Below are 14,418 nucleotides of genomic sequence, written 5' to 3'. Positions count from 1 at the left end.
TCTGTCATTTGTACCTGGTGTACCGGTTTCTTTTCTCTTGCCATAATAAAAGGCCTCCTATGATTTTTTATTTTATCATAGAAGACCTTTGGCTAATACCTATTTACAGAAAAAATTTCATACACTCGCGATAAATTAATTATTCTTCAGCTTCGGCTTGCTGCTGATATCCAGGACCGAGATTTTTTTGGTATTCTATGCTGGAAGGCTGGCCATCCCAAGAACCATCTTCGCCAACATGGAAGCCATCAGGTGTTGTCTCGTTTACACTCATATATCCACTCATATCAAAATAGTACCATTTGCCATCTGTATCTTCCAACCAGGTAGATGCAGCATAATATCCATTCTTTTGGACGTATCTCCAGCCTTTCTCACCTTGCATCCAACCAGGGGTGTACCTTTGCTTCTCTCCTTTTGTATTCACATAAAATCCATCAGGTGTAATTGTATCTGCAAGCATATGACCATTTTCGTCCAGATAGTATGACTGCTCATCAATATTTAACCATCCATTGCTTACAAAGGTTCCGTCCGGTTTCCGGTAGCGCCAAAATCCCTCTTCATTCCAGGTCCAACCTGCTGGTGTTGCATTATCATATGCCCCAGCATCTGTTCCATCTACATTGATTAAGTATTTTCGTACTTCAGGAGGTAAATCTGCTGATGATACACTTCGTGGTAGTCTTACAACATCAACGTAGCGTTCTTTTGTTGCAAATGTGGTTTTATTCGTCAGCAAAACAATCTGAGTTGTTTGTTGGCTACCTTCCGGCATAAGTGCCCAATTTTCTGGAATCCCCCAAAGTCCATCGATATTGACCAATTCGGGTACTGTGCCCCATGGCCGTGGATAAGCCATAGGATTAAAAGTATACGCATAATCATATCCTCTATTAAGTATTACGTTCCGCTCTTCAAGGGTATCTCCGCCTACTAATATGGCAAAATAATGTCCATTACCGCAGTCTACGGGGCGCCACTCAAACAGATAGGCTCCGCAATTTTCCATGGTAGTCGCAGAAGTGGTATCTTGTGTATCTGCAAATGAAGTAAGTGGTTGCAACAAAGTCAAAGATAACAAAAGACTTGTCGCCAAAAAAGCCTTTTTTAGCATAAGTATTATTCTCCTCTTTCATATGATTTCATGTTTATTGTAAAAAGAAAGCGTTGTGACCATATAAACTAATCAGTCACAACGCTTCCCCCTTATAAATTAAGAATTACTTTTTAAAATATTAATCCTCAACATAAACAGCAACAATCTTGCCAGTCTTACCATTCTTCTGAACTACGTAGTAGTAATCATTGCCATCCTTATTCTTAGAATTAGTATCAATTACCTTACCGGAGGTATTTACCAGGAAGTAATCACTTGCACTAATAGCATCTGCTTCTCTCTTACCAGCAGCGTCTTTTCTATCATAGTTGATGATGTAAAGTTCGCTGAGGTCGCTGGCATCCTTGTTTACACCAAGACCCTTTAAGAGTTTTACATTTGCCTCAGTTACACCCTCGCTGTAGTTAGCTGGTGTGATTGCCTCAAGGAATTCCTTAACATCGTCTAACTTATTATATCCCTCAATAGTACCGCTGCCAGCCTTGCCAGTGTCATCCAGTGTTGCCTGAGTTAATTTTTCAACTACCTGATACTTCTCATCAGAGCCTGCACGTAACAATTTGCCAGACTGATAGAACTTATCATCCTTATCACCAGTCTTACCAGCACCCTTGTTTCCGCCGGACTTCTCGAAGTAGAAGTTGAATTTATCTCCATCAATCTCAACGGTTGTCTTATTGGTCTTCATAGCGCCGTCATCTCCGTTTCCGAAGTAGTAGCACTTGTAACCCATACGCTCTAATGTTAAGGAGTTCTCATCGAAGTCATCTTCTGTATCAAATCTATATGGATCATCATCATCAGCCCATACTGACAGTCCTGTTACCTTACCAGCAGTCTTGTCTTCTCTGATGAATTTCAAACCATCAATCATACGGCCATCATTTCTGAAAGCGTACTTTTTACCCTTGATGGTCTTGAATTCGCCGGCATACAGATTACCGCTTCCATCTGCATAGTACCAAGCGTCTTCATCATCATTGTACTTATCGTAATTCAGGTACTCGGCTGCAACAACCTTAAACCAGCCTTTCTTAACCTTAGCACCATCTTCAACGCTGCTGAAGTATCTCCACTGCTGTGCATATTTAGCAGCAACACTGTTGGTGGTAGGTGTACTATTAGAAGCAGGAATAGGATCAGAGGTACTTGCTTTCTTTCTGATATTGTCTACATCCAGAGACCACTCTGCTGTCATAGCGCCATACTCATCAAAAGAATACTTTTTGCCATTGATGGTCTTTTCTTTTAATTCATCTCCGCCCTCAGCTTTGATTTTCTTACCATTAGCTTTGAAGTAGAACCAACGTGTCTGATCCTCATCATCGTTAAATACTGGAGACTTTGTGTAGTCATTAGTAGCCTCGTCATAAGTGATGTCCATTTCTAACCAGCCAACGGTCATTGCGCCGTCATCTTCGCCGCCGAAGTAGTAATCACCTTCCTTGAAGCCATCGCCGTCGGTATTATCAATGCGCTCAGCATTATCTTCTGCTACCCAGCCAAACAGCATCTTACCTTCTTCGTCAAAGGCATACTTCTTGCCGTTAACTGTCTTTAATGCAACTTTGCTGTTATCTCCATTCTTTAATGCTTTACCATTAGACTGGAAATAGTACCAGTAATGATCTGGCTCGTCATCCTGTCCTGCATCCTCGTTGTCAATGGCTACCCACTGGTTTGCTGCCATAACACCGTTGATGTCTACATAATAATAGTTGTCACTGTCTTCAATAATCTGATCAATAGCCATTTCGCCATTGCTATCCAGCCAATACCAGTTATTACCGGATTTCTTCCACTGATCAGTTGCTCTCTCGCCATCTCTGTTGTAATATACCCAAGTACCGTCTTCCTCAGCCCATCCTGTAGCTGCGAAAGAAGTCATGGATGCACCAATAGCGAGCAGTGCTGCTGTTGATAATACAGCAACTAACTTTGTCTGCTTTCTCATAATTAATGCACTCTCCTTTTTCTTTTTGAAATACTCTTTGAAATTCCTTTTTGCATTACGAGTTGATTATACTTCGTATATGGAAAATTATTGCTATATAGCATATACTACTACATAATAGGGATGACCTGGTGAAATCTCTATTCATAAAGTTGCACAAATAGGGGTAAAATGATATACTATTAAAAACCTCAAACTACACAGAAAGCGAAAGTAAGCATATGATGAAGGAAGATAAAAGTATAGATAGACAATCGGATATATTACAATCTTGGAAAAATGCAAATTCTATTCCTGCATTAATCCTGACATTGATAGTTTTTGTGGCATTGCCATTGGCATTTCATGATTTGTATTTTGACATATTGGCGATTAAATACTGGCTATATTGTGGTACAGTTATATCGATGACTATTGTGATACTGATTATTGCTGTCGTATTTATTCGTAAGGATGGTATAGAGAATGACTATGGTACAATAAAGGCATTACGGCATGGATTTACGAGAAAATCCTTAAAAGTAGCTGATTGGGCAATGATATTATTTGTAGTGTCTGCTGTGATATCAACCTTTCAGTCGGAATATTTCTATGAATCTTTCTGGGGTAATGAGGGAAGATATTCAGGTCTATTTTTGATTTTGTTATATGCTGCCAGCTATTTTATAATCACCAAATGCCTAAAGTTCAGGCGATGGTATTTTGATGCATTTGTGGTAGCTGGTATACTGACATGCCTCGTTGGTATACTTCATTATTTTAAACTGGATCCAATTGGCTTTAAACAGGACCTATCCCCAGAAGACTATAAGATATTTGTGTCCACTATTGGTAATATCAATACTTATACGTCCTATGTATCTCTGATTATGGGAGCGAGTACGCTTCTGTTTTGCGTAGAAAGAAATAAATTTAAAAAGTTATTATATGCTTTAGCAATGTCGATATCCATATTTGCAATGATTACTGGAATTAGTGACAATGCATATTTGGCCATGATAGCCCTTCTGTGTCTATTGCCCTTGTACCTTTTTAAAAACCTTCGAGGTCTTAGAGACTATGTTATAATTCTGGCGATTTTGAGTACAGAATTTCTATTTATTGATTATATCGGTCAGAATATTCCAAATCATGTTATGGAGATTAATGGCCTGTTTAATGTAATCGCTGGTTTTAGTAAACTTCCAGTTGTTGTAATGGTTCTGTGGGCAGTGGCAGTACTCATAACAATTTTGGAAACGGTTCTAATTAAAGGCAATAAGTTAATTGAGAGTAATGCCGGTAGGTGGATATGGCTGGTGATTTTAGCAGTAATGTTTTTGACAGGAGTCTATATTCTTTACGATGCTAACATTGTGGGCAATCTGGAGAAATATGGCTCACTAAAAAATTATATTATTTTTGACGATGATTGGGGAACACATAGAGGATATATATGGAGAATAGCAATTGAAATATATGGAAAGTTTCCGTTTATGCATAAACTTTTTGGATATGGACCGGATACGTTTGGAATTATTACAGTACACGGTTACTATGATGATATGATAAGCAGATATAATGAGAAATTTGATAGTGCTCACAATGAATACCTGCAATATCTCGTGACAATAGGGATGGTAGGAGTGACTGCATATGTAGGCTTTATTTGTACATCATTAGTGTACATTATCCGTAAGGCAAAAGATTGTCCTATTGTAATGGCTGTACCAATAGCAGTAGTATGTTATTGTGCGCAGGCATTTGTAAACATCAGCGTCCCTATAGTAGCGCCTATTATGTTTACTCTTATTATGGTAGGACTTGCGGCTGTACAGAATGATGGTATATAAGTTTTAAAATAGAGAATTCTTTTCAAGCTAGTATTAGGGCCTGAAAAGAATTCTTTGTGTATCTGAATTGGATAAGCTGGATATAACTGCAAATAGGGAGAATAAGTTGCACCGCAATTTAAAGAATGTTATACTTAGAGTACTTTTAGAAAAAGAATACTGTAAGGAAGTATGGTAACAACAAGTGAAAAAATACGATAAATACAAACGTCTCATTCGATTTGTTGCAAAGATGTGTTTGATAGGAATACAATCGCTAATCTTTATGTATATCTGGATTTACTGTTATAACGAACAGATGGAGATGCCGTATCAGCGTTTAGGACATTACTTTTTAGCAGCAGTATATGCACTGATTTTATATGTATTTAGTAATATGTATGGGAGCCTTCGTTTGGGCTATTTGAGGACTGGCGAACTGATTTATACACATACGCTTGCAACAATGTGTTCAAATGCAGTATCATATATTCCGATTGTATTGCTTGTCAAACACTTTCGCTCGGTTTTTCCTTTGGTATGGATGACTGCAGGTCAGTTTGTGTTGATTGCTTTATGGGGATATGTGGCTAATAGGATTTACCGAGGCTTATATCCACCCCGTAAGGTGATTATGCTGTATGGAGAAAGACCTGTAACAGCATTGATGAATAAAATATATAGTCGTGAGGATTGCTTTGAGATAGGGAAATGTGTAAAGATAGAGAACAGTTGTGACGAAGTCAAAGAGGAGATTTTGAAATATGAAGGAGTAGTAATCTGTGATTTGCCTTCTGCTATGAGAAATGATTTTCTAAAGTTCTGCTATGCCAGATCAATTCGAGTATACAGTACACCGAAGATTTCCGATATTATTATCAGAAGCGCGGAGAGTATGCATTATTTTGATACTCCTTTATTGCTGTCCAGAAATGATGGGTTGTCTATTGAACAGGCATTTATAAAACGTACCATGGATATAGGGATATCGTTGTTTATGCTGATTCTGACCTCGCCAATTCTGATGGCAACAGCACTTGCGATTAAACTTTATGATAGAGGACCAGTGTTTTTCTACCAGGAACGTTGCACAAAGGATGGAAAGATTTTCATGATATGCAAATTCCGCAGTATGATAGTAGATGCTGAGAAAGGCGGTGCTTCAATTCCTGCGACAGAGCATGATCCGCGTATAACCCCAGTAGGACGTCTTATTCGAAAAGTAAGAATTGATGAACTTCCGCAGCTTCTGAATATCTTAAAAGGTGATATGAGCTTGGTAGGACCAAGACCTGAACGAATTGAGCATGTGAATATGTACTCCGACAGTATACCGGAGTTTGCATATCGTCTGAAGGTCAAGGGAGGCTTGACTGGATATGCACAGGTCTATGGAAAGTATAATACAACGGCATATGATAAACTGAAGATGGATTTGATGTATATTCAGAACTACTCACTGCTTCTGGATATTGAAATTTTATTCAAAACAATAAAAATCCTATTTGAAAAAGAAAGTACAGAAGGATTTTCTTCCCAGGAATCAGAGGCCATGGAACATGAAACCGAGAAACAGGATGTGAAGGAGTAGCAGGGCACTATGAATATTGTGATTGTGACTAATTCGGCCAGCTATGAGCCCAGAGCAGAAAAGATAGGTCAATATTTTCAAAAATTAGGTTACAATGTATTGTGGCTGGAATCAGACTTTATTCATAGGGAAAAGAAAAAGGGAAGATTACCCAGGTCAAATCATCGTTATATTGAAACAGTTGTGTATAAAAAAAACTTATCTATCCGGCGTTTGTACTCACAGTACGACTTTGCACGGAAGGTATTTCACGTTTTGAAGAATGAGCCAGTTGATTTGCTTTATGTCATGATACCAGCCAATTCCCTTGCACGTACTGCAGTTAAATTAAAAAAGATTCTTCATACAAAGGTGGTTCTGGATATTATAGATATGTGGCCGGAGTCATTGCCTCTAAAAGGTGTAGGGACATTATGGCCGCTTCAGTGCTGGAGAAGGTTGAGAGATGATAATTTAGGACAGGCGGACTTGGTGTTTACGGAATGCGGTTTGTATAAGAGACTTATTGGGTTAAAACCAGAGGAGGCGGTAACGCTGTATTGGCCAAAGGATAAGGGGGCCAGTGAGTGGGCATTTCAGAAGGATGACAATTGTATGCATGTAGTTTATCTGGGGTCTGTAAATAATATAATTGATATGAATGCCGTTACAGAAATTTTGAGGGAGGTGAATCGAAGTAAAAAAGTAAAGCTTCATATTGTAGGAGATGGGGAGAAGCGGCAGGCATTTCTTGAAATCTTAAAGCAGAATGGGATAGAGACTGAGTATTATGGGACGGTCTATGATGAAACCAAAAAACAGGAGATTTTCGACAGGTGTAGTTATGGAATTAACATAATGAAGCCAGGTGTGTGTGTAGGTCTGACCATGAAATCCATCGATTATTTTTGTTATGGACTTCCGATAATCAATAATATTCAGGGAGACACATGGGAAATGGTAGAACAGTACGGAATAGGAATTAATTGTATAGGGAATTCCTACAAGGAATGTGCATCAGATATACTCCTAAAAACAGATGCGTTACTGCAGAAGAGAGGGCTAATTCAGAAACTGTATAATCAGTATTTTACAGTTGAGGCAATGGAAAGGGTTCTGGAGAAGAATGTACTTCCTCTTCTGGAAAAGGAGGAATAAATTATGAATATTTTGCATATTTCCCCTTACTTTCCATCTTTGGAGGCAAATCATGCTGGCGGAGTATGCATGGGAAAACAGATTGAGACATTAAGGCAGTGGAATACGGTTTATGTGCTTACATTCGAGGCTTCGGAGTATGACAGTAAATTAAGAAAACAGTTGGGGGAAGAGGGGTTCTGTAGAAGCATAAAAATAAATCGTATAAGGCGTATGGCGCATATACTGGCAGAACCATGGATGCCGAATTATTTTGCAGCCAGAAGCTCTATTCGCTTTTCAGCTGTGATGATATATATGGTTAAGAAGTATAAGATTGATGCAATACATGCCGAGTATGCTTCGATGGGACAGTATTATTGGATTAAAAAGTTGTTTCCAGAACTGAAATTTAACATGACAGAACATGATATGACTGCACAGTCCTATGAGAGGAAGATGAATGACAGTAAGGGGATTAAAAAGGTTTATATGCATTCACAGTTAAAAAAGGTTCTGAAGAAAGAAGGAAAATATTGCAAACAAGTGGACTGTCTGTTCACCTTCAATAAGAAGGATAAAAATCTTATAGAAGAGCGATATGGGAGAGGAGATTGTAAAGTACTGAATCCATATTACGGGCTGGATGATGAAACTATTAGCCAGGAACTGAATGGCGGGGAAAAAAAGCAAGGGATGATTTGTTTCCTTGGACAGATGGGACGTGATGAAAATTATCTGGCAGCGATGCGCCTAATAAAAATTGCATCCAGGGTAAAAGAACAGATTCCGCAACTTCAGGTTTATATTGTGGGAAATCAGCCGCCAGAGCAGCTGCGTCAGATGGAAAACGACTATATACATGTCACTGGATTCGTAGATGATGTTGACTCGTATTTAAAGCAGGCACAAGCTGCTGTGTTTCCTCTTACTCTAGGAGCTGGTATTAAGCTGAAGGTACTTCGCAGTCTGGCTATAGGGACACCTGTTATTACAGGTAGTATTGGAGCAGAAGGAATTGATGAAGAGGGAGAAATCGTCGTTAAGGCTGAAACGGATGAAGAGTATGAAACATGTATACTGCAGTTGCTGACAGACAGTGACAGATGCAGGAAACTATCAGTAACAGGAAGGCAGTATGTGGCAGAACGGTTTGCCTGGAAAAAGAGTGAGGAGATACTTAAGCAGGTCTATGGAAGAGGGCGGGAGTGAAATTGAAATTAAATGGATGCTTTAGCAGCAATTATACTTTTGAATTATAATGGTGAGAAGGATACAATTGAATGTCTGAATAGCTTGAAAAGACTTACTTATGATAATTATCTGGTGCTTGTAGTGGATAATCACAGTTCGAATCAGTCGGTTCAGGCGCTGAGAGACTGTCAGGCCGAGCTGGGATTTGAAATGCTGGAGGCAGATGAAAATAATGGATTCTCAGCAGGGAATAATATAGGGATACAATCTGCTCTTGAACATCATGCAGATTATATAGTGCTACTTAATAATGATACGCTTGTTGAGCCGGATTTTCTTGAAAGATTGCTGGAGCCATTTGAGGTATGCGATAGATGTGGTCTGACAACCTCCACTATATATTATGAAAATGACCGGAAAAAGGTTTGGTGCGCAGGGGGAGAATTCAATCAGAATACGTTTAAAGTTACTATGCTTGGACATGGAAATACTGAATATCATGTACCTGCTGCTATAAAAGAGGTCACTTTTTCAACTGGATGCTGTATGTGTATAAAAGCTGAATTATTACAATCAATTGGTTTTTTGGATGAACATTTTTTTTTATATGAAGAAGATACGGAGTTTTGCTATCGGGTGATTCAATCGGGATGGAAGATATACTATGCACCACAGTCGATTGTCTATCATAAGGTTAGTTCAAGTACCGGAGGGGGTGAAAAGGCCTCTCCATTGACACAGTACTATATGGTACGAAATAAAATGATATTTATAAGTGAGTATGCCAGAGGGGTGAACCGCATTAGGGCATATATGCATAGCCTTGCCATGTACGGGTATTATTGTTTGAAAGGGTATATGGATATAAGATACGTTGGATGGGGGCTGTGGGATTTCAGGGCTGGAATTAAAGGAAAGAGAGAATGAGTAAAGGATTAATGGATATAGGAGTAGTTATCGTTACATTTAATCGAGTTGAGAAATTGAAGACTGCATTGCTGGCTTTTGATATGCAGTCAATTCCTCCTGCATATGTTGTAGTGGTAGATAACGCAAGCTCGGATGAAACGCCAGTGTATTTGAGCAAATGGGAAAATGATAAAAAGAAATACATGAAAAGAGTTATCCGCATGAATCAGAACATAGGAGGGAGCGGAGGCTTTTATACAGGGCTGCAGGAAAGTCTGAAACTTAACGCGCAATGGATTTGGGTGTCAGATGACGATGCTTTTCCGGAAACAGATGCACTTGAAATAGCTCAAAAGTATCTGACAATTCATAGAAATGAATGGGAAAATATCTCAGCCATATGTGGTCAGGTTATCAATCAAGGACAGGCGGATTTAGAGCATAGAAGGAGTTTATATATTAAGGGGATAAGTATTAAAGAATGGGTACCTCCTCAGAAAATGTATGAGCAGGAAACCTTTCAAATCAATACATTTTCTTATGTAGGAACAATCATAAATCAGAAAAAGATGGTGAAAGCCGGATTGACCAGGAAAGAATATTTTATATGGTTTGATGATACAGAGCATGGACTTAGAATGGGGAAGTTGGGAAAAATAGTGTGTATCCCTAATATAAGAATACACCACGATGTAAATAAAAGCAGCAATGGGACAATAGATTGGCGCTACTACTATAGATATAGAAATATGACAGATTGTTATCGCAGAAATTTTCCTAAAAGGTGTTTTCTGTTTTTTTATATGAAAGCAATGATTAAGGTAAAATTATATTTTCTTTTTAACATGGATAAAGCAGAGAGGGAAATGTTACGGTGCGGTTTGGAAGATGCCAGGAATGGTAAATTTGGTCTGCATGAGGTGTATAGGCCTGGATGGAAATTAGGTGAATAGAGACTTATGAAAAGCGGAAAGAAGTCTATAAAGTTTAATTTGATAATGAATATGCTTCTTACAACATCGGCTTTTGTATTTCCATTGATTACATTCCCTTATATTTCCAGAGTGCTTCAGCCAGAGGGAAATGGAAAGATAGCTTTTGCCAATTCCATTATTACTTATTTTTCGATGTTTGCTTTGCTGGGAATTCCTACTTATGGAATTCGTGCTTGTGCCCAGGTAAGAGATGATAAAAAGCAGCTTTCAAAGACTGTTCAGGAAATTTGGATAATCAATGCTGTTACGACCTTAATAGCCTATCTGATTTTTTTAGTTGCACTGTTTTGTGTCCCGCGATTAAAAGAAGAACGTATCCTGATGTTAGTCTGCAGTATGTCCCTTTTTTTGAACATGATTGCAATGGAATGGTTGTATAAGGCATTAGAATGTTATTCATATATTACGATTCGCTCTTTGGCATTTAAAGTCCTGGCTGTAATACTTATGTTTCTGTTGGTCAAAAAGAAGGATGATTATGTAATATATGCTGGAATAACCGTGCTGGCTAATACAGGATATGGCATATTTAACTTTATAAATTTAAAAAGGCACATAACATTTGAACACTTTTTTTCCTATAATATAAAAAGGCATTTAAGACCTGTATTGGTTTTCTTTGCCATGTCGGTAGCAGTAACAATTTATTCCAATCTAGATATTACCATGCTGGGATTCATGAGAGATAATACAGAGGTAGGGTACTATGATGTGGCAATTAAAATCAAGGTAATACTGGTTAATGTGGTTACCTCGCTTGGGGCTGTACTGCTTCCACGGACATCTTATTATGTAGAAAAGAAAATGGAGAAAGAATTTTGGGCAGTCTCTGCAAAGGCGCTGGAGTTTGTTACCGCTTTATCCATCCCCTTGGCCATTGGTTTCATTGTCATGTCAAAACAGTGTATTCTGCTGCTCTCAGGTGAAGCATATTTGCCATCTGTTCTGCCTATGTGTATAATCATGCCGACTCTTGTCTTTATTGGGGCAAGCAATGTATTTGGCATTCAGATGTTGGTTCCGTTGGGAAAAGAGCAGGTGGTACTTTATTCTGAAGGTACGGGGGCCATCGTAGACATCATTTTAAATGCCATACTCATTCCGCAGTATGGGGCAGCGGGAGCAGCCGTTGGTACTCTTATTGCTGAATTGGTGGTGTTGGGAGTACAAATCGCCGCTTTAAAAACAGCGGCATTGATGATTATAAAGAAAGTCCAGATTGCTAAAATTGGTGTGGCTGTATTTATATCTGCCGTGTTTTTGATATTTGTGCGAGATAACATAAATTTAACATTGTTTCCGTTACTGGCCGTTTCATTCGGAGGATATTTCATCATATATGGCGGGGTATTGTTGGTATTAAAGGAAATGGTTGTGAGCGAGGTGGTTAAAACTATTTGGGGAAAGATTCTAAAAATTGTAGGTTTTCGTGATTAGTAAGAGTGGATACAAAGAAGTACTGTATGATATTAAAAGGCAGTGAGCTATCCGTATAATATAGAGTTATTTGCTAATAGGACAGAGGAGTAAATCTTTTTGGATTTATAAAAATCATTTACAGACAGCTATCGAGGAAAGGATTGGCTGCTGACCCAGGACTATCCGAGAAATCCAATTAAATATATCTTAAGTATGTGTTGAATGTGTTGAAGTTTGAAAAAGAACGTGCTATACTGAACTGGATTATGGAGATAGGAGATAAGGTATTAGAAATAGGAAGGTATGATGGGCAGTTTAATTAGTTAAGGTCAAAATAATAGCAATTATTTGGAGATGATTTATAGAATTTATGTACACATATTGCTTGTAAAGATACGGAAAATGGAGAATTTGAATATCATAATGTTCAAGGTCCTCAATTGAGAGTACCAAAAATTAGGTTCATTTAAGTAATTTATTATGATGTAATTGCTCTTGAACAGAAATAAATTGAACATCCAATATTATATATACAAGACTGCCGAATCGGGCCATTCGCCAGTTTTTTTAGCCAAAATACAGTAATTAGGTGGACAAGTATTTGTGTATTCATATGGCTAGTAATATGCTATGTGATTAAAGCAGAAAATGCCTTGTAAATATAAGGAGTTGGTAGCCGGACTAAATTTTTTAAAAGTTTCGTCTCCAATAGGTCAAAAGGGTGCTTCCTCTAAAAATTGATGAATTACAAGCGACAGAATGTCTTTTGTTTTTGAGGAAAAATATTCAGACCCCAAACCATGTCGTGTCTGAAAACATCTTTGGGAATAGAGATTTAGAAGGAATTTGGTTAAGCTTGCGTGAAGTAAACCCACTTTGTTACGGGCTATTTGTCGTACTTAAGGATAAATGATGATTTGTTTGTTGTCAATATAGAATTTGTCATCTATTGACGCTTGTATAGTGTTATTAAACACTAAAAAATACAATCTTGCGGAAATCATAACTCTTTCACACACCCCAAAGAGTATGATGAATGTTACGAGATGTCCTAACTTGCTGAGATGCAAATTTTGAAAGTCATATTGGCGCATTCAAAAGCTAACAGATAATCACCGTATATGTTCAATAATTGTGAAAGTGGGAGTTTATAAGTGATGAATCATATAGCAGATAAAAAAAAATTAAAGATTTGTTTAGTGGGCTCATCTGGAGGACATTTAACGCATCTGTATATGCTGAAACCTTTTTGGAAGAATAAAGAACATTTCTGGGTAACTTTTGATAAAGAGGATGCCAGAAGTTTGTTGGAAGGGAAGAAATTTTATACCTGCTATTATCCAACAAACCGTAGCCTTAAGGCTTTGTTAATGAATACCGTTATAGCCTGTAAGGTATTGTATAAAGAAAAGCCGGATTTAATTATCTCTTCTGGTGCCGCGGTTGCGGTTCCGTTTTTCTATATCGGTAAACTAATGGGAGCAAAGCTGATTTATATCGAAGTCTTTGATCGTATTGACAAGCCAACAATGACAGGAAAGATGGTTTATCCAATTGTAGATAAATTCATAGTTCAATGGGATGAACAGAAAAAAGTATATCCAAAAGCAATCAACCTCGGTAGTATTTTTTGATGGGAGCAGAAGATGATATTCGTGTCAGTTGGAACGCATGAACAGCCATTTAACAGGCTTGTGAAGGCAGTAGATGATTTAAAAAAGGATGGAGTAATAACCGACGAAGTTATCATACAGACCGGTTTTAGTACCTATAAACCAAAGTATTGTCAATGTAGCAAATTAATTCCATATCAACAGATGATAAAAAATGTGGCTGATGCCAAAATTGTGATTACACATGGAGGTCCTGCAAGTTTTATTATGCCATTGCAGGTTGGTAAAACACCGATAGTTGTGCCTCGGCAGCATCAGTTTGGTGAACATGTGAATAATCATCAGGTTGAGTTCGCTCGTAATGTAGCACGAAAAATGGGTACAATCATTCTGGTAGAAGAGATTGCGAATCTAGGAGAAATTATAACTAATTATAATCAGCTCATTGCTGGTATGAGACATGGAATGAACAGTAATAATGCGAAATTCTGTGAAGAATTGGAAAAGATTGTTGGTGATATGATGATTTAATTCTTATAATAGTTATAAAAGTCGGCACATTTACTATATAAATCCTAGAAAAATCGGAGTGAAATAAGTTTTAATGTATAATCGTCAGAGTATTGCCACAATACAGACATATCTACTAAAGTAATAAAAGGTATAAGTAAAATGATAAAAAATGAATTGACTAAA

At 37.8% G+C, this 14,418-nt stretch carries 11 protein-coding genes; 9 read left to right on the top strand and 2 right to left on the bottom strand.

Annotated features, from left to right (window positions below):
- Positions 1-139: 139 nt before the first annotated feature.
- Positions 140-1,117, bottom strand: a complete 978-nt coding sequence (locus FGS84_RS29760) for a choline-binding protein (protein WP_138311782.1) — start codon at positions 1,115-1,117, stop codon at positions 140-142.
- 121 nt (positions 1,118-1,238) lie between these two features.
- Complete coding sequence (locus tag FGS84_RS29755; RefSeq protein ID WP_138311781.1) at positions 1,239-3,074, bottom strand: argininosuccinate lyase; 1,836 nt, start codon at positions 3,072-3,074, stop codon at positions 1,239-1,241.
- Positions 3,075-3,295: 221 nt separating this feature from the next.
- On the opposite strand from FGS84_RS29755, the gene FGS84_RS29750 reads away from it, so the two are divergent.
- The 9 genes from FGS84_RS29750 (at position 3,296) to FGS84_RS29710 (ending at position 14,253) form a co-directional block, all read left to right on the top strand.
- Positions 3,296-4,906 (top strand): O-antigen ligase family protein, encoded by a 1,611-nt coding sequence (locus tag FGS84_RS29750; RefSeq protein ID WP_227147754.1) that lies wholly within the window; start codon positions 3,296-3,298, stop codon positions 4,904-4,906.
- A gap of 232 nt (positions 4,907-5,138) precedes the next feature.
- Entirely contained in the window at positions 5,139-6,476 is a 1,338-nt protein-coding gene (locus tag FGS84_RS29745) for a sugar transferase (RefSeq protein ID WP_138311783.1), read from the top strand.
- Positions 6,477-6,485: 9 nt separating this feature from the next.
- A complete protein-coding gene (locus FGS84_RS29740) occupies positions 6,486-7,613 on the top strand; it encodes a glycosyltransferase (RefSeq protein WP_138311780.1) in 1,128 nt (375 codons plus the stop codon).
- Positions 7,614-7,616: 3 nt separating this feature from the next.
- The gene (locus FGS84_RS29735; protein ID WP_138311779.1) at positions 7,617-8,804 is read left to right on the top strand and encodes a glycosyltransferase family 4 protein; all 1,188 of its coding nucleotides are present in this window, start codon (positions 7,617-7,619) and stop codon (positions 8,802-8,804) included.
- A 12-nt stretch (positions 8,805-8,816) separates the two neighbouring features.
- Entirely contained in the window at positions 8,817-9,713 is an 897-nt protein-coding gene (locus FGS84_RS29730; RefSeq protein WP_138311778.1) for a glycosyltransferase family 2 protein, read from the top strand.
- On the top strand, positions 9,710-10,648 hold the full coding sequence (locus FGS84_RS29725; RefSeq protein WP_138311777.1) for a glycosyltransferase: 939 nt from the start codon (positions 9,710-9,712) through the stop codon (positions 10,646-10,648). Before FGS84_RS29730 ends, FGS84_RS29725 begins: the two co-directional genes overlap by 4 nt.
- Positions 10,649-10,654: 6 nt before the next feature.
- Positions 10,655-12,127 carry a flippase gene (locus FGS84_RS29720; RefSeq protein ID WP_138311776.1) on the top strand — a complete coding sequence of 491 codons (1,473 nt, stop codon included), beginning with the start codon at positions 10,655-10,657 and terminating at the stop codon, positions 12,125-12,127.
- 1,139 nt (positions 12,128-13,266) lie between these two features.
- Positions 13,267-13,743, top strand: a complete 477-nt coding sequence (gene pssD / locus FGS84_RS29715; protein WP_138311775.1) for a PssD/Cps14F family polysaccharide biosynthesis glycosyltransferase — start codon at positions 13,267-13,269, stop codon at positions 13,741-13,743.
- A gap of 12 nt (positions 13,744-13,755) precedes the next feature.
- Positions 13,756-14,253: a glycosyltransferase gene (locus FGS84_RS29710; protein ID WP_138311774.1), complete on the top strand. Its 498-nt coding sequence runs from the start codon at positions 13,756-13,758 to the stop codon at positions 14,251-14,253.
- Positions 14,254-14,418: the final 165 nt, after the last annotated feature.

It is taken from the genome of Clostridium sp. 1001271st1 H5 (genome assembly GCF_005845215.1).
Lineage (GTDB): Bacteria > Bacillota > Clostridia > Lachnospirales > Lachnospiraceae > Enterocloster.
Note: the sequence above shows the minus strand (reverse complement) of the source record. Positions and strands in the feature narration are given on the sequence as shown.